Source organism: Cerasibacillus sp. (genome assembly GCF_036516575.1).
In the GTDB taxonomy this organism is placed as follows: Bacteria; Bacillota; Bacilli; order Bacillales; family Amphibacillaceae; genus Cerasibacillus.
The window spans coordinates 19,322-43,273 of record NZ_DATBTY010000024.1; the positions used below are offsets into that span (position 1 = coordinate 19,322).

Below are 23,952 nucleotides of genomic sequence, written 5' to 3' on the forward strand. Positions count from 1 at the left end.
TATTATTCATTTTTGTATGTATGTGTACATATTACATGCAAACAATGCAAGATTTGAGAGGTGAAGCAGTTGGCAGGTCAACTAGTTCAGTATGGACAACATCGCAAACGTAGAAGTTATGCTCGAATTAGTGAAGTGTTGGAGTTACCAAATTTAATTGAAATTCAAACCGCTTCCTACCAATGGTTTTTAGAAGAAGGAATGCGAGAGATGTTTCAAGATATTTCTCCGATTGAAGACTTCACAGGAAACTTGTCATTAGAGTTTGTAGATTATTCGATGGGAGATCCGAAATACCCTGTCGAAGAATCGAAGGAAAGAGACGTAACCTATGACGCTCCACTTCGAGTGAAAGTACGATTAATTAACAATGAGACTGGAGAAGTAAAAGAACAAGAAGTATTTATGGGTGATTTCCCGTTAATGACTGATACAGGAACATTTATTATTAACGGTGCAGAACGGGTTATTGTATCACAGTTAGTACGCTCACCTAGTGTTTATTTCAATGAGAAAATTGATAAAAACGGTAAGCGCGGACTGACAGCAACTGTGATTCCAAACCGTGGTGCATGGCTGGAATACGAAACAGATGCGAAAGATGTCGTCTATGTTCGTATCGATCGTACGAGAAAACTACCAATTACTGTTCTATTACGTGCTCTTGGCTTTAATTCAGACGAGGAAATCATTGATCTAATAGGTGACAATGAGTATCTATTAAATACGCTAGAAAAAGATAATACCGAATCAACTGAAAAAGCATTGTTAGAAATATATGAACGTCTGCGTCCTGGTGAACCACCTACAGTCGAGAATGCTAAGAGTCTCATCATATCACGCTTTTTTGATCCGAAGCGTTACGATCTTGCACATGTCGGTCGTTATAAAATCAATAAGAAGCTCCATTTAAAAAACAGATTATTTAATCAGGTGCTTGCAGAACCTATTGTAGATCCGGAAACTGGAGAAGTGCTCGCTCAAAAAGGCGATAAATTAGAACGGAAGTTATTGAACAAAATAATCCCTCATCTAGAGAATAATGACTCACTAGTAGGTGAGAAGGTTCTAGATTCAGAGGAAGCTATTTTAGGTGAACCAGTTCGCCTACAGTCTGTCAAAATTATTGATCCAACAGATCCAAGTGGAGAACGTGTTCTTCATGTCATTGGTAATGGAAACATCGAAGCAAATGTTAAAAATATCACACCAGCAGATATTCTATCTTCCATTAGCTATTTCTTTAACCTATTACATCAAGTTGGACACACAGACGATATTGACCATTTAGGAAATCGTCGCTTACGCTCTGTTGGCGAATTATTACAAAATCAGTTTAGAATCGGATTATCCCGAATGGAACGTGTAGTTAGAGAACGTATGTCGATCCAAGATACGTCTAGCATTACACCACAACAGCTGATTAATATTCGTCCGGTTATTGCGTCGATTAAAGAGTTCTTTGGTAGTTCCCAGCTATCACAGTTCATGGATCAGACGAATCCACTCGCTGAATTAACACATAAGCGTCGTTTATCTGCTCTTGGACCGGGTGGTCTAACACGTGAACGCGCTGGATTTGAAGTGCGAGACGTACACTATTCACACTATGGAAGAATGTGTCCGATTGAAACACCAGAGGGTCCGAACATCGGGTTGATCAACTCACTCTCATCCTATGCAAAGGTGAATAAATTCGGATTTATTGAAACACCATATCGTAGGGTTGACCCAGAAACTGGAAAGGTAACAGGGCATATCGATTACTTAACTGCAGACGAAGAAGATAATTATGTCGTTGCTCAAGCAAACGCGCCATTAGATGAGCAAGGGAAATTTATTGATGAAGAAGTTGTTGCAAGATTTCGTGGGGAAAACATCGAGGTAAAACATAGTCAAATCGACTATATGGACGTTTCACCAAAACAAGTTGTTTCGGCAGCGACAGCATGTGTTCCATTCTTGGAAAATGATGACTCCAACCGTGCTTTAATGGGAGCGAACATGCAACGTCAAGCTGTTCCATTACTTGAGCCTGAAGCACCAATTGTCGGAACAGGAATGGAATATGTTTCTGGTAAAGACTCAGGAGCCGCCATTATTTGCCGTCACACCGGAATCGTCGAAAGTGTGGAAGCAAAAGCAATTGTTGTTCGCCGTATTTCTGAGGTGGATGGCAAGGAAGTGAAGGGTGACCTTGACCATTACCGTCTACGAAAGTATGAACGTTCTAACCAAGGAACGTGCTATAACCAGCGTCCAATTGTTAAAAAAGGTGATCGCGTATCCAAAGGCGAGATCTTAGCTGACGGTCCTTCCATGGAAAAAGGCGAATTAGCTTTAGGACGAAATATTTTAATTGCCTTCATGACATGGGAAGGGTATAACTATGAAGATGCGATTATTATGAGTGAACGCCTCGTGAAGGATGATGTTTATACGTCCATTCACATAGAAGAGTATGAGTCGGAGTCGCGTGATACAAAATTAGGCCCCGAGGAAATTACAAGAGACATTCCGAATGTTGGTGAAGATGCACTTAAGAATCTAAATGAACAAGGTATTATTCGCATCGGAGCAGAAGTAAAAGACGGGGATATCCTCGTCGGGAAAGTAACGCCAAAAGGAGTTACAGAGCTTTCTGCGGAAGAGCGACTCTTACATGCGATTTTTGGTGAAAAAGCTCGCGAAGTCCGTGACACATCTTTACGTGTACCACATGGGGCAGGCGGTATCGTCCTTGATGTGAAGATTTTTAACCGCGAAGATGGTGACGAACTTCCGCCAGGGGTTAATAAACTTGTTCGCGTGTACATCGTTCAGAAGCGTAAAATAAAAGAAGGAGATAAAATGGCAGGAAGACACGGAAACAAAGGTGTTATTTCCAAAATCCTTCCAGAAGAAGATATGCCATTTTTACCAGATGGAACACCAATTGATATTATGTTGAATCCATTAGGTGTCCCGTCACGAATGAATATTGGGCAAGTATTCGAATTACATTTAGGCATGGCGGCTCGGAAACTCGGTATTCACGTCGCGTCACCAGTATTCGACGGAGCATCAGAACAAGATGTTTGGGATGCCCTAGCAGAAGCGGGTATGCCACGCGATGCAAAAACTGTTCTCTATGATGGTAGAACAGGAAAACCGTTTGATAACCGTGTATCTGTCGGTGTTATGTATATGTTGAAACTGGCACATATGGTTGATGATAAATTACATGCCCGTTCAACTGGACCATACTCCCTAGTTACACAACAACCATTGGGTGGTAAAGCACAATTTGGTGGTCAGCGGTTTGGAGAAATGGAAGTATGGGCACTTGAAGCTTATGGTGCGGCATATACACTACAAGAACTACTAACCGTTAAATCGGATGATGTCGTTGGACGTGTTCAAACTTACGAAGCGATTGTAAAAGGTAACAATGTTCCAGAACCTGGTGTTCCAGAATCCTTTAAAGTATTAATTAAGGAATTGCAAAGCTTAGGAATCGATGTAAAGATTCTCTCAAGTGATGAAGAAGAAATTGAGATTCGCGACTTAGAGAAGGAAGATTCTCAAACAGCTAGTAAGCTTAACTTAGAATTAAACAAAAAATAAGGATTGGCACCATAAAAAAGGAAAACCATTGATGAATTAAGGGATACCTTGATTCATCAGTGGTTTATGATATAAAGAAACCATACATTAAAAAGGGAGGTAGCCCCTTGTTAGATGTAAATAATTTTGAGTATATGAAAATAGGATTAGCTTCACCTGAAAAAATTCGCTCTTGGTCATATGGTGAGGTAAAGAAGCCAGAAACGATTAACTATCGTACATTAAAACCAGAAAAAGATGGGCTTTTCTGTGAGCGGATTTTTGGACCAGCCAAAGACTGGGAATGCCATTGTGGAAAGTATAAACGTATTCGTTACAAAGGGATTGTCTGTGATCGTTGTGGTGTTGAAGTTACTAAAGCAGCCGTTCGTCGTGAGCGTATGGGACATATAGAGTTAGCAGCACCTGTATCACATATTTGGTATTTCAAAGGGATTCCAAGCCGAATGGGACTTCTATTAGATATGTCCCCGAGAGCGCTAGAAGAAGTCATTTATTTTGCAGCATATATTGTAACAGAGCCAGGCAGCACACCATTAGAAAAGAAACAATTATTATCTGAAAAAGAATTCCGTTCCTATTATGAGAAATACGGAAATACTTTTAATGCGCAAATGGGTGCAGAGGCCATTCGAAAATTACTTCAGGATATTGATTTAGATAAAGAAGTTGCACAAATTAAAGAAGAACTAAAAACCGTTCAAGGTCAGCGTAGAACACGAGCCATTAGAAGGCTTGAAGTGCTTGAAGCATTCCGTCATTCTGGTAACGATCCATCATGGATGGTGCTAGATGTTCTACCAGTCATCCCACCGGAAATTCGTCCGATGGTCCAGCTAGATGGTGGAAGATTTGCAACTTCAGACTTAAACGATTTATATCGTCGCGTGATTAACCGAAATAACCGTTTAAAACGTTTATTAGATCTTGGTGCACCCGGCATTATTGTTCAAAACGAAAAAAGAATGCTCCAAGAAGCGGTAGATGCGTTAATTGATAACGGTCGCCGAGGACGTCCAGTTACAGGTCCAGGTAATAGACCATTAAAATCACTTTCACACATGTTGAAAGGTAAACAAGGTCGCTTCCGCCAGAACCTTCTAGGAAAGCGTGTTGATTACTCAGGACGTTCAGTTATCGTTGTTGGTCCAAGTTTAAAAATGTATCAATGTGGTCTGCCGAAAGAAATGGCATTAGAATTATTTAAGCCATTTGTTATGAAAGAGCTTGTTGACAAAGGCATTGCTCATAATATTAAATCGGCAAAGCGAAAGATTGAACGGATGCATTATGAAGTGTGGGATGTTTTAGAAGAAGTGATTAAAGAACATCCAGTACTACTTAACAGGGCACCAACCTTACACAGACTCGGTATTCAGGCGTTTGAACCGACATTGGTTGAAGGCCGTGCCATCCATCTTCATCCACTCGTCTGTACAGCATATAACGCGGACTTTGATGGAGACCAAATGGCTGTCCACGTTCCGTTGTCTGCTGAAGCGCAAGCCGAGGCGCGCATTTTAATGCTGGCGGCACAGAACATCTTAAACCCTAAAGATGGAAAGCCGGTTGTAACACCTTCACAAGATATGGTTTTAGGTAACTATTATTTAACACTTGAAAGAGAAAATGCCGTTGGTGAAGGGAAAATCTTCAAAGATACAAACGAAGCCCTTATGGCGTACCAAGCAGGCTATGTGCACTTGCACACACGCGTGGCTGTCCGGGCGGCAAGCTTAAATAACGAAACCTTTACAGAAGAACAAAACGATAAATTATTAATAACAACAATCGGGAAACTCATTTTTAATGAGATGCTCCCTAATTCATTCCCTTATATTAATGAACCGACACGTATGAATTTAGAGGTTCATACACCTGAGCAATACTTTATTGAACGAGGCGCGAACGTTGTCGAAGAAATCCAATCTAGAGAATTAGTAAAGCCATTCAAGAAAGGTTTCTTAGGCGATATTATTGCTGAAGTCTTTAAACGATTTAAAGTGAGCGAAACATCTAGAATGCTTGACTTAATGAAAGACCTCGGATTCCATTTTGCCACTGTTGCAGGAATGACAGTAGGGATTTCAGATGTTGTCGTCTTACCGGAGAAAGAAAAGCTTCTCGATGAGGCACAACAAAAAGTAGATCGTGTTCTCAAGCAATTTAGACGTGGATTGATAACAGAGGAAGAGCGCTATGAACGCGTCATTTCAATTTGGTCTGATGTAAAAGATGTTGTTCAGGACAAATTAATGGCATCCTTAGATCGACTCAATCCAATCTTTATGATGAGTGATTCAGGTGCTCGTGGTAACCCGTCTAACTTTACACAGTTAGCTGGTATGCGTGGTCTGATGGCTAACCCATCCGGACGAATTATCGAATTACCGATTAAATCCAGCTTCCGAGAGGGTCTATCTGTGTTAGAGTACTTTATTTCGACACACGGGGCACGTAAAGGACTTGCTGATACCGCCTTGAAAACAGCCGATTCAGGATACCTAACGCGTCGTCTTGTTGATGTTGCTCAAGATGTTATTATTCGTGAGACAGATTGTGGCACAGATCGTGGCTCTACCGTTTCTGCCATTACAGAAGGGGCCGAAGTCATTGAACCATTATATGATCGACTAGTTGGTCGAACGGCCTTTGAAGAAGTGACACACCCAGGAACTGGTGACGTCATCGTAACAGTTAATGAAGTCATCACAGAAGATCAAGCAAAACAAATTGTCGAATCAGGTATCGAATCTGTGACAATCCGGACAGTGTTTAACTGTAACACGCGTCACGGTGTCTGTAAGAAATGTTACGGGCGTAACTTGGCAACAGGTGCAGAAGTCGAAGTTGGTGAAGCAGTCGGAATTATTGCTGCTCAATCCATTGGAGAACCGGGTACACAGCTTACAATGCGTACGTTCCATACAGGTGGGGTAGCGGGCGATGATATTACCCAAGGTTTACCACGTATTCAAGAACTGTTTGAAGCGCGTAACCCTAAAGGAAAAGCAACTATTAGTGAAATCCATGGTTTTGTACATGAAATTACAAGCGAAAAAGACAAACAAGAAATCATTGTAAAAAGTGATGTTGAAGAACGGGCATACGCTGTGCCAATGAATGCTCGCCTAAAAGTTTCTGTCGGTGATGAAATTATTGCTGGACAGGAATTAACCGAAGGGTCTGTGGATCCAAAAGAACTTATTAAAGTTCAAGGGGTAGAAGGCGTTCAAGATTACCTACTACGTGAAGTCCAGCGTGTATACCGACTGCAAGGTGTAGAAATCAGTGACAAGCACGTGGAAGTAATGGTGCGTCAAATGCTACGCAAAATCCGTGTCCTAGATGCAGGGGAAACAGATGTATTACCAGGATCATTAATGGAAATACATCAATTTAAAGATGCGAACCGCAAGGCTTTAGAAGAAGGTAAGCAACTTGCGGTAGGAAAACCTGTTTTACTCGGAATTACGAAAGCATCCCTAGAAACGGACTCTTTCCTATCGGCTGCATCTTTCCAAGAAACAACTCGTGTGTTAACAGATGCAACGATCAAAGGCAAAGTTGATGAATTACTAGGCCTTAAAGAGAATGTTATTATCGGTAAACTCGTTCCAGCTGGAACAGGAATTGAACGCTACCGTAAAATTCAGGCGCCTACTTTTGATGAGGAAACAGAAGAGACGGAAGAAGTTGAAGAAACGGTTTAATATGACTGTGATACAAAAGTAAAGAGACATGTCTAGCAAGAAATCCCCTATATTTTGATTTCTTGCTGACATCTTTACTTCTTTTTTTAATAGCAGATTAATTATTAGTAAAAATAACGAAAAAACCTACGTATTCAGTTGACATTAAAAAAAGAGAATGATAATATATTCAAGGTGATTCCGTTTAAAATGTGTTGCTTTGGAGGATATAGAAAGATGTCTTATGAAAAAGTAACTCAAGCAAAATCGCGTTTAATTATTGGAACAAAACAATCGCTAAAGGCTATGAAAAATGGCGAGATTTGCGATGTGTTTATAGCTGATGATGCCGACCGGAAAATCACACAAGAAGTCATTGAAATGGCAGGAGAGTTAAGTATTCCGTGCCATTATGTTGACTCTAAGAAAAAACTAGGTCGTGCATGTGGAATTGAAGTTCACGCAGCAACAGTTTCCATAAGAAAACCTTAGTTTTGGTGGGTGTTACCACGAAAGCTTTGTTTTTTTACCAAAAGATGAGCCACCTGGATGTGTGGCATTAGAAAAAACGCATTTCAACGTGGTTCAAATCATTAAAAACGAGAAAGGAGGAACCATTAACATGCCTACAATTAACCAATTAATTCGCAAAGGTCGTAAGAGCAAACCTAAAAAATCTGACTCACCAGCTCTTAGCAGAAACTACAACAGCTTTAAAAAGCAATTTACACGCGTTAACTCTCCGCAAAAACGTGGAGTATGTACACGTGTAGGAACACTAACACCTAAAAAACCGAACTCAGCATTACGTAAATATGCGCGTGTTCGTTTATCAAATAACATGGAAGTAACTGCATACATTCCTGGAATTGGTCACAATCTCCAAGAACACAACGTTGTTTTACTACGTGGTGGACGTGTAAAAGACTTACCGGGTGTTCGTTATCACGTTGTACGTGGTGCATTGGATACCGCAGGAGTTGAAGGACGTATGCAAGGACGTTCTAAATACGGTGCTAAAAAACCGAAAAACTAAACTAATACAGACAGAAGGGAGGATTTTACATGCCACGTAAAGGTCCAGTACCAAAAAGAGACGTGTTACCAGATCCGGTATACGACTCAAAATTGGTCACTCGTTTAATCAACCAAATCATGGTAGATGGTAAACGAGGAAAAGCGCAAAAGATCTTATATAAAGCATTTGAATTAGTAAAAGAAAAAAGCGGCCAACAACCAATGGACGTTTTTGAAGAAGCGATGAAAAACGTTATGCCGGTATTAGAAGTTCGCGCACGTCGTGTTGGGGGTTCCAACTATCTTGTGCCGATGGAAGTGCGTCCAGACCGACGCCAAGCATTAGGTTTACGTTACCTTGTAAATTATTCTCGTCTACGCGGGGAAAAAACAATGGAAGAGCGTTTAGCTAATGAAATTCTAGATGCTTCTAATAATACAGGTGCAGCAGTGAAAAAACGCGAAGAACTTCATAAGCAAGCAGAAGCTAACAAAGCGTTTGCTCACTATCGTTGGTAATCAATTAAACATTTTTATATTAATAAAAGATAGGAAGGAGAAAGAGATATGGCTAGAAAGTTCTCCTTGGAAAAGACGCGAAACATTGGTATTATGGCACACATCGATGCTGGTAAAACCACTACAACAGAGCGTATTCTTTTCTACACAGGACGCATTCATAAGCTTGGTGAAACACATGAAGGTGCTTCACAGATGGACTGGATGGAGCAAGAGCAAGAACGCGGAATTACCATTACATCCGCAGCAACCACTGCTGAGTGGGATGGCCATCGTATCAACATCATTGATACACCAGGTCACGTAGACTTTACAGTTGAAGTTGAACGTTCACTTCGTGTACTTGATGGTGCAGTTACTGTACTTGATGCACAGTCAGGTGTAGAGCCGCAAACAGAAACAGTATGGCGTCAGGCGACAACATACGGTGTACCGAGAATTGTCTTTATTAATAAGATGGATAAAACAGGTGCGGACTTTTTATATGCAACAAACACATTAAAAGACCGTTTAGGAGCGAATGCTCATCCTGTACAACTTCCAATCGGTGCTGAAGACCAATTCGAGGGAATCATTGATTTAATTGAAATGGAAGCACATTTCTATTTAGATGATCTCGGAACAAAATCAGATTCAGGTGAGATTCCTGCTGAATTACAAGATAAAGCAGAAGAACTTCGTGAGTCTCTAGTGGAAGCTGTTGCTGAATTAGATGAAGAATTAATGATGAAGTATCTAGAAGGCGAAGAAATCACTAAAGATGAACTTAGAGAAGCTATCCGTAAGGCAACTTTAAGTGTTGACTTCTACCCTGTATTCTGCGGCTCAGCATTTAAAAATAAAGGGGTTCAATTACTACTAGACGGTGTTATTAACTATCTTCCGGCTCCAACAGATATTCCTGCAATCCAAGGGATTGTTCCAGGAACAGAAGAAGAAGTTGAACGTCCAGCAGACGATAATGCTCCATTCTCAGCATTAGCGTTTAAAGTTATGACAGATCCATACGTTGGTAAGCTAACCTTCTTCCGTGTGTATTCTGGTACATTGGATGCAGGTTCATATGTACAGAACCCTACGAAAGATAAACGTGAACGTATTGGACGTATTTTACAGATGCACGCAAACCACCGTGAAGAGATTCCAACCATTTATAGTGGGGAAATTGCGGCAGCTGTAGGTTTAAAAGATACGGCAACAGGGGATACACTATGTGATGCAAAGAATCTTGTTATCCTTGAATCTATGGAATTCCCTGAACCAGTTATCTCCGTAGCTATTGAACCTAAGACTAAAGCAGACCAAGATAAGATGGGGATCGCTTTAGGTAAGTTAGCGGAAGAAGACCCAACATTTAAAACAGAAATGAACGCCGAAACAGGCCAAACAATCATTTCCGGTATGGGTGAACTTCACTTAGACGTTATCGTTGATCGTCTAAAACGTGAATTTAAAGTTGAAGCTAACGTAGGTGCTCCACAAGTTGCTTATCGTGAAACATTCCGTAAAGCAGCTGAAGTGGAAGGTAAATTTATTCGACAGTCTGGTGGTCGTGGTCAGTACGGACATGTTTGGGTTAAATTCGAACCACTTAAAGAAGGTGCTGGTTTCGAGTTTGAGAACAACATCGTCGGCGGGGTAGTTCCACGTGAATACATTCCAGCTGTAGAACAAGGTATCGAAGAGTCAATGGAAAATGGGGTACTTGCAGGCTATCCACTTATTGATGTGAAAGCATCACTATACGACGGAAGCTACCATGATGTTGACTCGAATGAGATGGCATTTAAAATCGCAGCATCTATGGCATTAAAAGCTGCAAAAAATAAATGTGATCCTGTATTACTAGAGCCAATGATGAAAGTAGAAATCGTCATTCCTGAAGAATACATGGGAGATATCATGGGTGATGTTACATCACGTCGTGGCCGTGTAGACGGAATGGAAGCTCGTGGTAATGCGCAAGTTGTTAGAGCATTTGTACCACTTGCAGAAATGTTTGGTTATGCAACAGCACTTCGTTCGAATACACAAGGTCGTGGAACATACACGATGTATTTTGATCACTATGAAGAAGTGCCGAAAAGCATTGCTGAAGAAATTATTGAAAAAAACACAGGTGAATAATTGATTTTTTCGCCTGTGTCAAGTATAACTTTGAGTAAGGCTTAGATTTTCTAAGTTTAAATAAAAAACTATTCTTTTCATTTTGAAGGAGGAACTATAAATGGCTAAAGAAAAATTTGATCGCTCCAAAGAGCACGTTAACATTGGTACAATTGGACACGTTGACCATGGTAAAACAACATTAACTGCTGCAATCACAAACGTTATGAACAAATTAAACGGTTCAGGTGAAGCAAAAGCATATGACGAAATTGACGGTGCACCAGAAGAAAGAGAACGTGGTATTACAATCGCTACTTCTCACGTAGAATATGAAACTGAAACACGTCACTATGCACACGTTGACTGCCCAGGACACGCTGACTATGTTAAAAACATGATTACTGGTGCAGCACAAATGGACGGTGCTATTCTAGTTGTATCTGCTGCTGATGGCCCAATGCCACAAACTCGTGAGCACATCTTACTTTCACGTAACGTAGGTGTTCCAGCAATTGTTGTATTCATGAACAAAGTAGATATGGTTGATGATGAAGAATTACTAGAATTAGTAGAAATGGAAATTCGTGAACTATTATCTGAATACGAATTCCCTGGTGACGATATCCCAGTTATTGCTGGTTCAGCACTAAAAGCATTAGAAGGTGTTGAAGAATACGAGCAAAAAATCGTTGAACTAATGAACGCTGTTGACGAATATGTACCAACTCCAGAGCGTGATACTGACAAACCATTCATGATGCCAGTTGAGGACGTATTCTCTATTACTGGTCGTGGAACAGTTGCAACTGGACGTGTAGAGCGTGGTCAAGTTAAAGTCGGAGACGAAGTAGAAGTTATCGGACTTGCTGATGAAGCTACAAAAACAACTGTTACTGGTGTTGAGATGTTCCGTAAACTTCTTGATTATGCAGAAGCAGGAGACAACATCGGTGCATTACTTCGTGGAGTAGAACGTGAAGACATTAAACGTGGTCAAGTACTTGCTCAACCAGGTACAATTACACCACATACAAAATTCAAAGCAGAAGTTTATGTTCTATCTAAAGAAGAAGGTGGACGTCACACAGCATTCTTCTCTAACTATCGTCCACAATTCTACTTCCGTACAACTGACGTAACTGGCGTTGTTAGCTTACCAGAAGGTGTAGAAATGGTTATGCCTGGTGACAACGTAGAGATGGAAGTTGAATTGATCTCACCAATCGCGATTGAAGACGGTACACGTTTCTCTATTCGTGAAGGTGGACGTACTGTAGGTTCAGGCGTTGTTACAGAAATCTCTAAATAATAAATAGACTGAATCAAATCAGGTAGCTTCTAAATAGAGCTACCTGATTTTTCTTTTTGGGTATTCTTAACAAGTAATCATTTAAAAGGTAATGATTTTAACGAAAATAATTCCCCGTAACCCTTGCAATCTATATAGATAGTTTGTATAATTAATAAATGTGCAATCCTATAAAAACGGAAGAAGTTGCATTGTCAGCGTCATTTTTGTATAATATCAACGTTGACGAAAAAATAGGCAATGATGCGAAAGGTTGTTGGCACACCCGGCCCCTTTGCCATGGCGGTGCGCTAAGAAATTTTCGTGGAGCAAGTCTATTATAAAATGGGCGAAAAGGAGGGAAAGTAATGGCAAAAGAGAAAATCAGAATTCGTTTGAAAGCATATGATTATCGTATTCTAGACCAATCCGCAGAAAAGATTGTTAACACAGCAAAACGCTCCGGAGCAAACGTATCTGGACCAATCCCATTACCAACAGAAAGATCTGTTTATACAGTTCTAAGAGCGGTTCATAAATACAAAGATGCTCGTGAGCAATTCGAAATGCGCACTCATAAGCGCTTGATTGATATTGTCAATCCAACGCCACAGACAGTTGATTCGTTAATGCGTCTTGACTTACCGTCTGGTGTTGACATAGAAATAAAATTATAATTTTGAAAGACTTTAGGAGGTGTAACGGATATGACGAAAGGAATCTTAGGCCGCAAAATCGGCATGACTCAATTGTTTACTGAGAATGGAGAACTCATTCCAGTAACTGTTATTCAAGCTGAGCCAAATGTTGTATTACAAAAACGCACGATGGAAAATGACGGCTATGAAGCCATTCAAATCGGTTTTAAAGATCAAAAGGAATCACGTACAAACAAAGCCGCAAAGGGCCATGCTGAAAAAGCAAACACAACCCCTAAGCGCTACATTCGTGAGATCCGTAACGCAAATCTTGATGAATATGAAGTAGGTCAAGAAATTAGCGTAGATGTATTTGAACCAGGTGAAAAAATTGATGTAACAGGTACATCTAAAGGGAAAGGTTTCCAAGGATCCATTAAACGCCATAATTATGCGCGTGGACCAATGACTCACGGTTCTAGATATCACAGAGGACACGGAACGATGGGGCCTGTTGACCCTGCACGTGTATTGCCAGGAAAGAAACTCCCTGGACAAATGGGTTCAGAACAAGTAACGATTCAGAACTTAGAAGTCGTTAAAGTTGATACAGAACGCAACCTGTTATTAATTAAAGGTAATGTACCAGGTGCAAAGAAATCATTCGTAAAAATTACGAGTGCAGTAAAGGCTAAATAATCACATAAATGAAGGGAGGAAATGTCATGCCTAAAGTAGCACTATTTAAACAAGATGGTTCACAAACAGGTGACATCGAATTAAACGAGGCTGTTTTCGGAATAGAACCGAATACACATGTTTTACATGAAGCAGTCGTTATGCAACGCGCATCTCTACGTCAAGGAACACATAAAGTGAAAAATCGTTCCGAAGTAAGAGGAGGCGGACGTAAACCATGGCGTCAAAAAGGAACAGGTCGTGCACGCCAAGGCTCTATTCGCTCACCACAATGGGTAGGAGGCGGAGTAGTCTTTGGACCGACACCACGTAGCTATAGCTATAAGCTTCCTAAGAAAGTACGCCGTTTAGCATTAAAATCTGCTCTTTCATCGAAAGTAGCAAACGATAATGTTGTTGTATTAGAACAATTAGCATTTGAAGCACCAAAGACAAAGCAATTTGTCGACATGCTAAACAATTTAAAAGTAGATACAAAAGCATTAATCGTTACAACAGAAAAAGACGATAATGTAATTCGCTCAGCAAATAACCTTCAAGAAGTTAAAGTGCTAACTGTTGAAGAAGTAAATGTATTAGATTTGCTGGCGCATGACAAGCTGATCTTAACAAAAGACGCAGCGGAAAAAGCAGGGGAGGTGTTCGCGTAATGAAAGACCCACGTGATATTATCAAACGCCCCGTCATTACAGAACATTCTGCTGACTTGATGGCAGAAAAAAAATACACATTCGAAGTTAGCCCAAAAGCAAACAAAGCAGAGATTAAACACGCTATCGAGGTTATCTTTGATGTAAAAGTTGATAAAATAAACACAATGAATTTAAAAGGGAAGTTCAAAAGAATGGGCCGCTACGGTGGTTTCCGCCCAAATCGCAAAAAAGCGATTGTACAGCTTTCCGAAGATAGCAAGGAATTAGATTTTCTATAATAAAGTGAGGGAGGGAAATAAAAATGGCGATTAAGAAATTCAAACCTACCACTGGCGGTAGACGTACAATGACTGTATCTACTTTCTCAGATATTACAACAGATCGAGCTGAGAAATCATTATTAAGTCCACTAAGTAAACGTGCTGGACGTAATAACCAAGGAAGAACAACGGCGCGCTTTAAAGGAGGCGGCCATAAACGTCAATATCGTGTTATTGACTTCAAGCGAAACAAAGACGGTATACCAGGACGCGTTGCTACAATCGAATACGATCCAAACCGTTCTGCTAACATTGCATTAATCAACTATGTTGACGGTGAAAAGCGTTATATCCTAGCACCAAAAGGTTTAAAAGTTGGCGACACTATTGAATCTGGTGAACAAGTGGATATTATCACAGGAAACGCATTACCACTTAAAAACATTCCTGTAGGTACAATTATCCATAATGTAGAATTAAAACCAGGACGTGGTGGTCAGCTTGCACGTTCTGCTGGCGCAGAAGCGCAAATCCTTGGACGCGAAGATAAGTATGTGTTAGTTCGTTTGTCTTCAGGTGAAGTTCGTTTAATCCTTGGAACATGCCGTGCAACTGTCGGCCAAGTGGGTAATGTTGAACATGAATTGATCCGTATCGGTAAAGCGGGACGTTCACGCTGGTTAGGTAAACGACCACACGTACGTGGTTCTGTTATGAACCCAGTTGATCACCCACACGGTGGTGGTGAAGGACGTACACCAATCGGACTTAAGTCACCTGTTACACCATGGGGTCAGCCTACACTTGGATATAAAACACGTAAAGCGAAAAAGTCTGACAAATATATTGTACGTAGACGTAAAAAATAAACGAAACAGAATAGGATGACGGGATGATAATCCCCGTCTCTTAACTCTGAAAGGAGGTTTACTCATGGGTCGTAGCTTAAAAAAGGGACCTTTTGCAGATGACCATCTGATGAAGAAAATTGACGAATTAAATGAGCAAGACAAAAAACGTGTTATTAAAACATGGTCACGTCGCTCAACTATTTTCCCATCATTTGTGGGACACACAATTGCCGTATATGACGGACGCAAACATGTACCTGTATATATCACAGAAGACATGGTAGGACATAAATTAGGTGAATTCGCACCAACACGCACGTTCAAAGGGCATTCTGGTTCTGAGAAAATTACAGCAAAATAATGAGAGGAGGCACTTCGTATGCAAGCAAAAGCCGTAGCGAAATCAGTTCGTATAGCGCCTCGTAAAGTACGCTTAGTCATAGATTTGATTCGAGGAAAAGACGTTAATGAAGCAGTTGCTATTTTAAAGCACACACAACGCAGCGCTTCACCAGTCGTCGAAAAACTATTAAACTCAGCGATTGCAAATGCTGAACATAACTATGAAATGGATACAGACAACTTAGTCGTATCTGAAGCATATGTAAATGAAGGTGTAACACTTAAACGATTCCGTCCTCGTGCACAAGGTCGTGCAAGCGGAATTAATAAACGCACAAGCCACATTACCGTGGTTTTAACAGAAAAGAAGGAGGGGTAATCAGTGGGCCAAAAAATTAACCCAACAGGTCTTCGTGTCGGGATCATCAAAGACTGGGAGTCTAAATGGTATGCCGATGACAAAGACTATGCAGACTTACTACATGAAGATATTAAAATTAGAGAATATCTTGAGAACCGCTTAAGCAAAGCTGCTGTTTCGACAATTGAAATTGAGCGCGCTGCTAACCGTGTTAATATTACAATTCACACAGGTAAACCAGGAATGGTGATTGGTAAAGGCGGTTCTGAAGTAGAAGCTTTACGTAAATCATTAAACAAATTAACTGGCAAACGTGTTCATATTAACATTGTTGAAGTTAAAAAAGTTGATCTAGATGCTAAATTAGTTGCTGAAAACATCGCACGTCAATTAGAAGGACGTATCTCATTCCGTCGTGCACAGAAACAAGCGATCCAACGCGTCATGCGCGCAGGAGCAAAAGGTGTTAGAACGATTGTTTCAGGCCGACTCGGAGGAGCAGATATTGCTCGTGCAGAACAATATAGCGAAGGGACAGTACCACTTCACACATTACGCGCAGACATTGACTACGCAAATGTAGAAGCTGACACCACATACGGTAAACTTGGCGTAAAAGTGTGGATTTATCGTGGAGAAGTCCTTCCAGAAAAACCAAAAAAATAAGGAAGGGGGCAACGAATTATGTTAATGCCTAAACGCGTGAAATATCGTAAAGAACATCGTGGCAGAATGAAAGGCCAAGCTAAAGGTGGAAAAGAAATTGCCTTTGGTGAATACGGACTACAAGCATTAGAACCAACATGGATTACAGCACGTCAAATTGAGGCAGCTCGTATTGCCATGACACGTTTCATGAAACGTGGAGGAAAAGTTTGGATTAAAATTTTCCCGAACAAACCATATACCGCTAAACCTCTAGAAGTACGAATGGGTTCTGGTAAAGGTGCCCCGGAAGCATGGGTTGCTGTCGTTAAACCAGGAAAAATCCTATTTGAAATCGCAGGTGTTGAAGAAGAGGTTGCACGTGAAGCATTGCGCCTTGCCTCTCATAAACTGCCGATTAGAACTAAATTTGTAAAACGTGAAGAAATTGGTGGTGAAATCAATGAAGGCTAATGAAATCAGAGAACTGACCACTGCCGAAATTGAGCAAAAAGTACAATCGTTAAAAGAAGAATTGTTTAATCTTCGTTTCCAACTAGCGACAGGGCAACTTGAAAACACAGCACGTATTCGTCAAGTTAAAAAGTCCATCGCACGTATGAAAACAGTTATCCGTCAACGTGAATTAAGCGTTAATAACTGATTATGAGAGGAGGTTAACCTCATTATGGCTGAACGTAATGATCGAAAAGTTTATACTGGTCGGGTTGTATCAGATAAAATGGATAAAACAATTACTGTTTTAGTTGAAACATATAAAGTCCATCCATTATATAAGAAACGTATTAAAGACTCGAAAAAATTTAAAGCACATGACGAAAATAATCAAGCAAAAACAGGCGACATCGTACGTATAATGGAAACTCGTCCATTATCAGCGACAAAACGTTTTCGCTTAGTCGAAATCGTTGAAGAAGCAGTTATTATATAATTAATGTTCGCTCGGAAGGTGTCCGAAAGGAGGTCAGAGTGTTATGATCCAACAAGAAAGTTCTTTGAAAATTGCAGATAACTCTGGTGCACGTGAAGTAAAGACAATCAAAGTCCTCGGCGGAACTGGCCGTAAGACCGCAAATATTGGTGATGTTATCGTTTGTTCAGTTAAACAAGCTACACCAGGAGGCGTTGTCAAAAAAGGCGAAGTCGTTAAAGCGGTTATCGTACGTACAAAAACGGGCGTGCGCCGCAACGATGGTTCTTATATCCGTTTTGATGAAAACGCAGCTGTCATCGTTCGCGATGATAAGAGCCCACGAGGAACACGTATTTTTGGGCCTGTAGCACGTGAATTACGAGATGCAGACTTTATGAAAATTATATCTTTAGCTCCAGAAGTATTGTAATAACCGAATTGACCTTGTAAGGAGGTGCATCAAGCATGCATGTAAAAAAAGGTGATAAAGTTAAAGTGATTTCCGGAAAAGACCGCGGAAAACAAGGTACAGTTTTAGAAGCATTTCCTAAAACGGATCGTGTACTTGTAGAAGGTATTAACATGGTTCAAAAACACGCAAAACCTTCACAAGAAAACCCGCAAGGCGGAATTCTTAATCAAGAAGCACCGATCCATGTTTCCAATGTCATGCCAATTGATCCAAAATCAGGTGAACCAACTCGTGTTGGCTTTGAGGTTCGCGATGGCAAAAAAGTTCGCATTGCAAAAAAATCCGGTGAACCTTTAGATAAATAAATTGTTGGCGAAAGGAGGGCATCATGATGAATCAATTGAAGCAAAAATATCAAGAAGAAATCGTTCCATCTTTAGTTGAGAAGTTTAACTATTCATCCGTAATGGAAGTACCAAAAATCGAAAAAATCGTAATCAATATGGGAGTGGGCGACGCCGTTCAAAACGCTAAAGCATTAGATAGCGCAGTTGAAGAACTCTCATTAATTTCTGGGCAAAAGCCTGTGGTTACACGCGCGAAAAAATCTATCGCAGGTTTCCGTCTACGTGAAGGCATGCCGATCGGAGCAAAAGTAACCCTTCGCGGTACACGTATGTATGAATTCTTACAAAAACTTATCAGTGTTGCATTACCAAGGGTTCGTGACTTCCGTGGCATATCTAAAAAAGCATTTGATGGTCGTGGAAACTATACACTTGGAATTAAAGAACAATTGATTTTCCCAGAAATTGAGTATGATAAAGTAAACAAAGTCCGTGGTATGGATATTGTTATCGTAACAACTTCTAACACAGATGAAGAAGCTCGTGAACTGTTAGCTCAACTAGGCATGCCATTCCAAAGATAATCACTCTTTAGGAATATGAAGGAATGACCGATGTAAAAGGCTATTTCGTAAGTGGTTTTACTTCTATATTAAAGGACGACTCCATTACGAGATAAACCGGTTAACCGAAACACGTTTTAGAGCTAAACAAGGAGGGAAAATTGTGGCCAAAAAATCAATGATTGCGAAACAGAAGCGCCCACAGAAATTTAAAGTTCGTGAATATACTCGCTGTGAACGTTGTGGTCGTCCACATTCTGTAATCCGTAAATTTAGACTTTGCCGTATTTGTTTCCGCGAACTTGCCCATAAAGGTCAAATTCCTGGTGTCAAAAAAGCAAGCTGGTAAACCCGTAAATTAGGGAAGGAGGTAAATATTAATGGTAATGACAGATCCAATTGCAGATATGTTAACTCGTATTCGTAATGCGAGCGAAGTAAAACATGATAAATTAGAGCTTCCGGCTTCTAAAATGAAAAAAGAAATAGCTGATATCCTAAAACGTGAGGGTTTTGTCCGTGATTACGAATATATCGAAGACAACAAACAAGGTGTTCTCCGTATATTCCTTAAATACGGTCCAAATGATGAGCGTGTTATAACTGGCCTAAAACGTATTAGTAAACCAGGTCTTCGTGTATATGCTAAAGCAACAGAAGTGCCACGTGTACTAAATGGTTTAGGTATTGCAATCGTGTCAACATCAAAAGGAGTGCTTTCAGATAAGGAAGCACGCGCACAAGCCGTTGGTGGCGAAGTTCTTGCATATGTGTGGTAAGTAACAATTAGGTTGAGGAGGTGCAAGTGATGTCTCGTACAGGATTAAATCCAATTGAAATTCCACAAGGTGTAGAAATTACACTTGATGGAACGACTGTAAAAGTAAAAGGCCCAAAAGGCGAATTGACAAAAGAAATCAGTGAATCAATTCATGTTAAAATAGAAGAAAACACAGTATTCGTTGAACGATCAAATGATACGAAAGAACAACGATCTTTACACGGAACAACACGTAGCCTAATTGCTAATATGGTTGAAGGTGTTAGCAAAGGTTTCCAAAAAGAACTAGAAATAATCGGTGTTGGTTACCGTGCTCAAAAACAAGGTAACAAGGTGATCATCAACGCAGGATATTCACACCCTGTAGAAGTTGAACCATTAGAAGGTACTGAAATTGACGTTCCTAAAAACACACAACTTGTTGTAAAAGGAATTGACAAAGAGGCAGTAGGTGCACTAGCTGCAAACATTCGTGCAATTAGACCACCTGAGCCATACAAAGGAAAAGGTATTCGTTACGTTGGTGAATACGTACAACGTAAAGAAGGAAAGACTGCTAAATAAGGTTAGTTAGAGCAGAAAGGAGTGACGTTAATGATCACTAAGACAAGTAAAAATGTAACACGAAAAAGAAGACATGCACGTGTGCGTCGTACGCTTCAAGGTACAACAGAACAGCCACGTCTAAACGTTTTTCGTTCAAATAAACACATCTACGCTCAGTTGATCGACGATACAGAAGGTAAAACTTTAGCAGAAGCGTCAACAGTAGATAAAGAATTATCACTTGATTCAACAAGTTCAGTAGAAGCTGCTGAAAAAGTTGGAGAACTGATTGCTAAACGTGCTCAAGAAAAAGGCTATACTTCGGTTGTATTCGACCGTGGTGGTTATCTTTTCCATGGGCGTGTCAAAGCATTAGCAGACGCTGCTCGTAAAGCAGGTCTTGAATTTTAATAAGAAGGAGGGGACCTTTAGATGCGTACAATTATTGATCCAAACAAATTAGATCTTGAAGAACGTGTTGTTACAGTTAATCGTGTAGCAAAGGTAGTAAAAGGTGGACGTAATTTCCGTTTTACAGCACTAGTAGTTGTTGGTGATAAAAACGGTCATGTAGGATTCGGTACAGGAAAGGCGTTAGAAGTGCCAGATGCAATTAAAAAGGCAGTAGAAGACGCTAAGAAGAATCTTATTAAAGTACCAATTGTTGGAACGACGATTCCACATGAAATCCATGGGAAATTCGGCTCTGGTAATGTCCTTATGAAACCAGCAGCAGAAGGTACAGGAGTTATCTCTGGTGGTCCAGTTCGTGCGGTTCTTGAGCTTGCAGGAATTGGTGACATCTTGACGAAATCCTTAGGATCAAACACTCCAATCAACGTTGTCCGTGCTACAATTAACGGCTTAGTTAGCTTAAAGCGAGCAGAAGATGTAGCAAAACTACGCGGCAAAACGGTTGAAGAACTGTTAGGTTAAGGGAGGGAAGTCAGATGTCTAAAAAAATTAAAATCACCCTTACAAAGAGTGTTATTGGTGCACAAAAAAGACAATTACAAACGGTAGAAGCACTTGGCTTAAAAAAAGTCAACGAATCCGTTGAGAAAGAAGATACACCTTCTGTTCGTGGGATGATCGATAAAGTATCCCATCTCGTAACAGTTGAAGAGATATAATGACTATATAGTGTAAAGAGGAGGTGCTCGCATGAAACTTCATGAATTACAACCAGAAGAAGGTTCACGTAAAAAACGTAATCGAGTAGGACGTGGAATGGCATCAGGAAACGGTAAAACATCTGGTAAAGGACATAAAGGTCAGAAGGCACGTGCAGGCGGAAAGGTGCGTCCAGGATTTGAAGGTGGTCAAACACCTTTATTCCAACGTTTGCCAAAACGTGGATTTACTAATATTAACCGTAAAGAATATGCGGTTATTAATCTTGACACACTGAATCGATTTGAAGACGGTACAACAATTACACCAGAGCTCTTACTTCAAGAAGGTATCGTAAAAGACCTTAAATCAGGAATTAAGGTTTTAGCAAACGGAACGCTTGATAAAAAATATACAGTAAAAGCTCATAAGTTCTCTGCTTCTGCTAAAGAAGCAATAGAAACAGCGGGCGGTAAGGCTGAGGTGATTTAATTGTTCCGTACAATCTCCAATTTTATGCGCGTAGGTGATATCAGACGGAAGATTATTTTTACACTGCTTATGCTTGTTGTATTCCGTCTGGGCACATTTATTCCTGTGCCTTTTACAGATAAGCAGGCACTCGATTTTATGAACCAGCAAAATGTGTTTGGCTTTTTGAACACATTCGGCGGTGGGGCATTACAGAACTTCTCCATCTTTGCCATGGGAATTATGCCTTACATTACAGCATCGATTATCATGCAATTATTGCAAATGGATGTTGTACCAAAGTTTACTGAGTGGAAAAGAGAAGGTGAAACAGGCCGTAAGAAATTAGCACAAATCACTCGATACGGAACTGTCGTTCTTGCATTTATTCAAGCTATTGCAACCTCGATTGGATTTAATGCGATGGCAGGTGGTCTTTTAATTAAAGATCCAAGTGTTATGAAGTTCATTATCATTGCACTTGTATTAACTACAGGAACAACCTTTTTAATGTGGTTAGGTGAGCAAATTACGGCAAATGGAGTCGGTAATGGTATTTCGATTCTCATTTTCGCTGGGATTGTTGCTGCTGTACCAAATGGTATACAACAACTCTATATCCAGTTCTTCGATAACCCAGGTGACGAGTTATTCCTAAACATTGTCACGGTTGCATTAATCGTTCTAGTAGCGATTGCAGTGACAGTAGGAGTTATCTTTATCCAACAAGCATTAAGAAAAATACCGATTCAATATGCTAAAAAAATTGTTAACCGTTCACCAGTTGGTGGGCATTCTACCCACTTACCACTTAAAGTAAATGCTGCCGGTGTTATTCCAGTTATCTTTGCTGTGGCATTTATAATGGCACCACGTACTGTGGCAGGATTCTTTGATGGAAAAGTAGCTGGAACAATTGAGTATATTTTTGATTATACAAACCCTGTCGGTATGATCATCTATGTTGCGTTAATTATCGCATTCACCTATTTCTATACGTTCGTTCAAGTTAATCCTGAACAAATGGCTGAGAATTTGCAAAAGCAGGGTGGATATATCCCAGGCATTCGACCTGGTAATAATACAGAAACCTATTTAACCCGAGTGATTAATCGATTGACATTTGTTGGTGCAATATTCCTTGCTGTTGTATCTGTATTCCCAATTATACTAGCAGCAGTAGCAAACCTTCCATCAGGTATCCAAATCGGTGGAACGAGCTTGCTTATCGTCGTTGGGGTAGCACTACAAACAATGAAACAGCTGGAAAGCCAATTAGTCAAACGACATTACAAAGGGTTTATCAGGTAATTACAGGTCAATGAAAGCGAGGGGAAAACGTGAAATTAATATTAATGGGTCTTCCTGGTGCTGGTAAAGGCACTCAGGCGGAAAAGATAAGTGAAGCATATCATATCCCTCATATTTCAACAGGAGATATGTTCCGTCTAGCAATGAAAGAAGGAACTGATCTTGGTAAAAAGGCAAAATCTTTCATGGACCAAGGTAATCTTGTGCCAGATGAAGTGACCATTGGCATAGTGAAGGAACGCCTTTCAAAAGAAGACTGTAAAGATGGGTTCTTATTAGATGGCTTTCCACGAACAATAGCTCAGGCGGAAGCATTACAAGAGCTATTAGAAGAAATGGATACAGCTATTGATTATGTATTGCATGTAAATGTACCAAAGAACAAACTCGTCGAACGATTAACAGGACGTCGTGTATGTCCAACATGTGGTACATCTTATCATGTGCTATATAACCCCCCTAAACAAGAGGGATTATGTGACAAAGACGGAGCGACTCTAATCCAAAGAGATGATGACCAAGAAGCAACCGTCAAAAATCGTTTACAAGTTAATATCGAACAAAGTCAACCATTACTAGACTTTTATAAAGAGAAAGGTTATCTTGTTGATATTGATGGCGATCAAGAGATCGGCCTTGTATTCAAAGATATTCAAACCATTCTTGAAAACAATAAATAGAGAGATGCAATTCTCTTTATGACGTTATATAATAGATGTCGTAGTGTTTGAAGTATACAAGTGACACACGATTAACAGTGAACTACTGTAGGTCTTTGCAAGCTTTAAATAAAC

At 40.2% G+C, this 23,952-nt stretch carries 30 protein-coding genes; all 30 read left to right on the forward strand.

Translation table 11 applies throughout. The annotated features are described in order from the left end of the window. Positions 1 to 69 precede the first annotated feature (69 nt). The 30 genes from rpoB (at position 70) to VIG73_RS04100 (ending at position 23,838) form a co-directional block, all read left to right on the forward strand. The gene (gene rpoB / locus VIG73_RS03955; RefSeq protein WP_331639231.1) at positions 70 to 3,606 is read left to right on the forward strand and encodes a DNA-directed RNA polymerase subunit beta; all 3,537 of its coding nucleotides are present in this window, start codon (positions 70 to 72) and stop codon (positions 3,604 to 3,606) included. Positions 3,607 to 3,713: 107 nt separating this feature from the next. Continuing rightward, complete coding sequence (gene rpoC / locus VIG73_RS03960) at positions 3,714 to 7,319, forward strand: DNA-directed RNA polymerase subunit beta' (RefSeq protein ID WP_331639232.1); 3,606 nt, start codon at positions 3,714 to 3,716, stop codon at positions 7,317 to 7,319. A gap of 216 nt (positions 7,320 to 7,535) precedes the next feature. Beyond that, positions 7,536 to 7,790: a ribosomal L7Ae/L30e/S12e/Gadd45 family protein gene (locus VIG73_RS03965; protein WP_331639233.1), complete on the forward strand. Its 255-nt coding sequence runs from the start codon at positions 7,536 to 7,538 to the stop codon at positions 7,788 to 7,790. 130 nt (positions 7,791 to 7,920) lie between these two features. Then, complete coding sequence (gene rpsL, locus VIG73_RS03970; RefSeq protein WP_331639234.1) at positions 7,921 to 8,334, forward strand: 30S ribosomal protein S12; 414 nt, start codon at positions 7,921 to 7,923, stop codon at positions 8,332 to 8,334. A gap of 29 nt (positions 8,335 to 8,363) precedes the next feature. Beyond that, complete coding sequence (gene rpsG / locus VIG73_RS03975) at positions 8,364 to 8,834, forward strand: 30S ribosomal protein S7 (RefSeq protein ID WP_331639235.1); 471 nt, start codon at positions 8,364 to 8,366, stop codon at positions 8,832 to 8,834. A 48-nt stretch (positions 8,835 to 8,882) separates the two neighbouring features. Then, positions 8,883 to 10,961, forward strand: a complete 2,079-nt coding sequence (gene fusA, locus VIG73_RS03980) for an elongation factor G (RefSeq protein WP_331639236.1) — start codon at positions 8,883 to 8,885, stop codon at positions 10,959 to 10,961. Between the two features lie 100 nt (positions 10,962 to 11,061). Next, on the forward strand, positions 11,062 to 12,252 hold the full coding sequence (tuf, locus tag VIG73_RS03985) for an elongation factor Tu (RefSeq protein WP_331639237.1): 1,191 nt from the start codon (positions 11,062 to 11,064) through the stop codon (positions 12,250 to 12,252). A gap of 347 nt (positions 12,253 to 12,599) precedes the next feature. Next, positions 12,600 to 12,908 (forward strand): 30S ribosomal protein S10, encoded by a 309-nt coding sequence (gene rpsJ, locus VIG73_RS03990; protein WP_331639238.1) that lies wholly within the window; start codon positions 12,600 to 12,602, stop codon positions 12,906 to 12,908. Positions 12,909 to 12,938: 30 nt separating this feature from the next. Further along, the gene (gene rplC / locus VIG73_RS03995) at positions 12,939 to 13,568 is read left to right on the forward strand and encodes a 50S ribosomal protein L3 (RefSeq protein ID WP_331639239.1); all 630 of its coding nucleotides are present in this window, start codon (positions 12,939 to 12,941) and stop codon (positions 13,566 to 13,568) included. 26 nt (positions 13,569 to 13,594) lie between these two features. Beyond that, positions 13,595 to 14,218, forward strand: a complete 624-nt coding sequence (rplD, locus tag VIG73_RS04000; protein ID WP_331639240.1) for a 50S ribosomal protein L4 — start codon at positions 13,595 to 13,597, stop codon at positions 14,216 to 14,218. Continuing rightward, positions 14,218 to 14,499: a 50S ribosomal protein L23 gene (gene rplW / locus VIG73_RS04005; protein ID WP_331639241.1), complete on the forward strand. Its 282-nt coding sequence runs from the start codon at positions 14,218 to 14,220 to the stop codon at positions 14,497 to 14,499. The genes rplD and rplW overlap by 1 nt, the downstream gene beginning before the upstream one ends. Positions 14,500 to 14,522: 23 nt before the next feature. Beyond that, the gene (gene rplB / locus VIG73_RS04010; RefSeq protein WP_331639242.1) at positions 14,523 to 15,350 is read left to right on the forward strand and encodes a 50S ribosomal protein L2; all 828 of its coding nucleotides are present in this window, start codon (positions 14,523 to 14,525) and stop codon (positions 15,348 to 15,350) included. A gap of 64 nt (positions 15,351 to 15,414) precedes the next feature. Further along, positions 15,415 to 15,693, forward strand: a complete 279-nt coding sequence (gene rpsS / locus VIG73_RS04015) for a 30S ribosomal protein S19 (RefSeq protein WP_331639243.1) — start codon at positions 15,415 to 15,417, stop codon at positions 15,691 to 15,693. A gap of 18 nt (positions 15,694 to 15,711) precedes the next feature. Next, positions 15,712 to 16,053, forward strand: a complete 342-nt coding sequence (gene rplV / locus VIG73_RS04020) for a 50S ribosomal protein L22 (protein WP_331639244.1) — start codon at positions 15,712 to 15,714, stop codon at positions 16,051 to 16,053. A gap of 3 nt (positions 16,054 to 16,056) precedes the next feature. Then, a complete protein-coding gene (gene rpsC / locus VIG73_RS04025; protein ID WP_331639245.1) occupies positions 16,057 to 16,701 on the forward strand; it encodes a 30S ribosomal protein S3 in 645 nt (214 codons plus the stop codon). Between the two features lie 18 nt (positions 16,702 to 16,719). Next, positions 16,720 to 17,154, forward strand: a complete 435-nt coding sequence (gene rplP, locus VIG73_RS04030; RefSeq protein WP_331639246.1) for a 50S ribosomal protein L16 — start codon at positions 16,720 to 16,722, stop codon at positions 17,152 to 17,154. After that, complete coding sequence (rpmC, locus tag VIG73_RS04035) at positions 17,144 to 17,344, forward strand: 50S ribosomal protein L29 (protein ID WP_331639247.1); 201 nt, start codon at positions 17,144 to 17,146, stop codon at positions 17,342 to 17,344. Before rplP ends, rpmC begins: the two co-directional genes overlap by 11 nt. A gap of 24 nt (positions 17,345 to 17,368) precedes the next feature. Next, positions 17,369 to 17,632: a 30S ribosomal protein S17 gene (gene rpsQ, locus VIG73_RS04040; protein WP_146938356.1), complete on the forward strand. Its 264-nt coding sequence runs from the start codon at positions 17,369 to 17,371 to the stop codon at positions 17,630 to 17,632. A 43-nt stretch (positions 17,633 to 17,675) separates the two neighbouring features. Then, complete coding sequence (gene rplN, locus VIG73_RS04045) at positions 17,676 to 18,044, forward strand: 50S ribosomal protein L14 (RefSeq protein ID WP_331639248.1); 369 nt, start codon at positions 17,676 to 17,678, stop codon at positions 18,042 to 18,044. Positions 18,045 to 18,079: 35 nt separating this feature from the next. Next, the gene (gene rplX, locus VIG73_RS04050) at positions 18,080 to 18,391 is read left to right on the forward strand and encodes a 50S ribosomal protein L24 (protein WP_331639249.1); all 312 of its coding nucleotides are present in this window, start codon (positions 18,080 to 18,082) and stop codon (positions 18,389 to 18,391) included. Positions 18,392 to 18,417: 26 nt separating this feature from the next. After that, on the forward strand, positions 18,418 to 18,957 hold the full coding sequence (gene rplE / locus VIG73_RS04055; protein ID WP_331639250.1) for a 50S ribosomal protein L5: 540 nt from the start codon (positions 18,418 to 18,420) through the stop codon (positions 18,955 to 18,957). Positions 18,958 to 19,099: 142 nt separating this feature from the next. Continuing rightward, positions 19,100 to 19,285 (forward strand): type Z 30S ribosomal protein S14, encoded by a 186-nt coding sequence (locus VIG73_RS04060; protein WP_331639251.1) that lies wholly within the window; start codon positions 19,100 to 19,102, stop codon positions 19,283 to 19,285. 31 nt (positions 19,286 to 19,316) lie between these two features. Next, on the forward strand, positions 19,317 to 19,715 hold the full coding sequence (gene rpsH / locus VIG73_RS04065) for a 30S ribosomal protein S8 (protein ID WP_331639252.1): 399 nt from the start codon (positions 19,317 to 19,319) through the stop codon (positions 19,713 to 19,715). A gap of 29 nt (positions 19,716 to 19,744) precedes the next feature. Further along, positions 19,745 to 20,281: a 50S ribosomal protein L6 gene (gene rplF, locus VIG73_RS04070; protein WP_331639253.1), complete on the forward strand. Its 537-nt coding sequence runs from the start codon at positions 19,745 to 19,747 to the stop codon at positions 20,279 to 20,281. 30 nt (positions 20,282 to 20,311) lie between these two features. Then, positions 20,312 to 20,674: a 50S ribosomal protein L18 gene (gene rplR, locus VIG73_RS04075; RefSeq protein ID WP_331639254.1), complete on the forward strand. Its 363-nt coding sequence runs from the start codon at positions 20,312 to 20,314 to the stop codon at positions 20,672 to 20,674. Between the two features lie 21 nt (positions 20,675 to 20,695). Next, the gene (rpsE, locus tag VIG73_RS04080) at positions 20,696 to 21,199 is read left to right on the forward strand and encodes a 30S ribosomal protein S5 (RefSeq protein ID WP_331639255.1); all 504 of its coding nucleotides are present in this window, start codon (positions 20,696 to 20,698) and stop codon (positions 21,197 to 21,199) included. A gap of 14 nt (positions 21,200 to 21,213) precedes the next feature. Further along, positions 21,214 to 21,396: a 50S ribosomal protein L30 gene (rpmD, locus tag VIG73_RS04085; protein ID WP_331639256.1), complete on the forward strand. Its 183-nt coding sequence runs from the start codon at positions 21,214 to 21,216 to the stop codon at positions 21,394 to 21,396. A gap of 31 nt (positions 21,397 to 21,427) precedes the next feature. Then, a complete protein-coding gene (gene rplO / locus VIG73_RS04090) occupies positions 21,428 to 21,868 on the forward strand; it encodes a 50S ribosomal protein L15 (RefSeq protein WP_331639257.1) in 441 nt (146 codons plus the stop codon). Continuing rightward, the gene (secY, locus tag VIG73_RS04095) at positions 21,869 to 23,158 is read left to right on the forward strand and encodes a preprotein translocase subunit SecY (RefSeq protein ID WP_331639258.1); all 1,290 of its coding nucleotides are present in this window, start codon (positions 21,869 to 21,871) and stop codon (positions 23,156 to 23,158) included. 29 nt (positions 23,159 to 23,187) lie between these two features. Next, positions 23,188 to 23,838, forward strand: a complete 651-nt coding sequence (locus VIG73_RS04100; protein WP_331639259.1) for an adenylate kinase — start codon at positions 23,188 to 23,190, stop codon at positions 23,836 to 23,838. The last annotated feature ends 114 nt before the right edge of the window (positions 23,839 to 23,952 follow it).

What these genes read in the sequence shown, in the direction of transcription:
- rpsE (WP_331639255.1), top strand. Translation starts at nt 20,696, where the DNA reads ATGCGTACAATTATTGATCCAAACAAATTAGATCTTGAAGAACGTGTT.
- fusA (WP_331639236.1), top strand. Translation starts at nt 8,883, where the DNA reads ATGGCTAGAAAGTTCTCCTTGGAAAAGACGCGAAACATTGGTATTATG.
- rpsG (WP_331639235.1), top strand. Translation starts at nt 8,364, where the DNA reads ATGCCACGTAAAGGTCCAGTACCAAAAAGAGACGTGTTACCAGATCCG.
- rplR (WP_331639254.1), top strand. Translation starts at nt 20,312, where the DNA reads ATGATCACTAAGACAAGTAAAAATGTAACACGAAAAAGAAGACATGCA.
- rplN (WP_331639248.1), top strand. Translation starts at nt 17,676, where the DNA reads ATGATCCAACAAGAAAGTTCTTTGAAAATTGCAGATAACTCTGGTGCA.
- rplX (WP_331639249.1), top strand. Translation starts at nt 18,080, where the DNA reads ATGCATGTAAAAAAAGGTGATAAAGTTAAAGTGATTTCCGGAAAAGAC.
- tuf (WP_331639237.1), top strand. Translation starts at nt 11,062, where the DNA reads ATGGCTAAAGAAAAATTTGATCGCTCCAAAGAGCACGTTAACATTGGT.
- rpsH (WP_331639252.1), top strand. Translation starts at nt 19,317, where the DNA reads ATGGTAATGACAGATCCAATTGCAGATATGTTAACTCGTATTCGTAAT.
- rpsJ (WP_331639238.1), top strand. Translation starts at nt 12,600, where the DNA reads ATGGCAAAAGAGAAAATCAGAATTCGTTTGAAAGCATATGATTATCGT.
- rpmD (WP_331639256.1), top strand. Translation starts at nt 21,214, where the DNA reads ATGTCTAAAAAAATTAAAATCACCCTTACAAAGAGTGTTATTGGTGCA.
- rplE (WP_331639250.1), top strand. Translation starts at nt 18,418, where the DNA reads ATGAATCAATTGAAGCAAAAATATCAAGAAGAAATCGTTCCATCTTTA.
- rplO (WP_331639257.1), top strand. Translation starts at nt 21,428, where the DNA reads ATGAAACTTCATGAATTACAACCAGAAGAAGGTTCACGTAAAAAACGT.
- rpmC (WP_331639247.1), top strand. Translation starts at nt 17,144, where the DNA reads ATGAAGGCTAATGAAATCAGAGAACTGACCACTGCCGAAATTGAGCAA.
- rplW (WP_331639241.1), top strand. Translation starts at nt 14,218, where the DNA reads ATGAAAGACCCACGTGATATTATCAAACGCCCCGTCATTACAGAACAT.
- VIG73_RS03965 (WP_331639233.1), top strand. Translation starts at nt 7,536, where the DNA reads ATGTCTTATGAAAAAGTAACTCAAGCAAAATCGCGTTTAATTATTGGA.
- rplF (WP_331639253.1), top strand. Translation starts at nt 19,745, where the DNA reads ATGTCTCGTACAGGATTAAATCCAATTGAAATTCCACAAGGTGTAGAA.
- rplV (WP_331639244.1), top strand. Translation starts at nt 15,712, where the DNA reads ATGCAAGCAAAAGCCGTAGCGAAATCAGTTCGTATAGCGCCTCGTAAA.
- rplP (WP_331639246.1), top strand. Translation starts at nt 16,720, where the DNA reads ATGTTAATGCCTAAACGCGTGAAATATCGTAAAGAACATCGTGGCAGA.
- rplD (WP_331639240.1), top strand. Translation starts at nt 13,595, where the DNA reads ATGCCTAAAGTAGCACTATTTAAACAAGATGGTTCACAAACAGGTGAC.
- rplB (WP_331639242.1), top strand. Translation starts at nt 14,523, where the DNA reads ATGGCGATTAAGAAATTCAAACCTACCACTGGCGGTAGACGTACAATG.
- rpsS (WP_331639243.1), top strand. Translation starts at nt 15,415, where the DNA reads ATGGGTCGTAGCTTAAAAAAGGGACCTTTTGCAGATGACCATCTGATG.
- rplC (WP_331639239.1), top strand. Translation starts at nt 12,939, where the DNA reads ATGACGAAAGGAATCTTAGGCCGCAAAATCGGCATGACTCAATTGTTT.
- rpsL (WP_331639234.1), top strand. Translation starts at nt 7,921, where the DNA reads ATGCCTACAATTAACCAATTAATTCGCAAAGGTCGTAAGAGCAAACCT.
- rpsQ (WP_146938356.1), top strand. Translation starts at nt 17,369, where the DNA reads ATGGCTGAACGTAATGATCGAAAAGTTTATACTGGTCGGGTTGTATCA.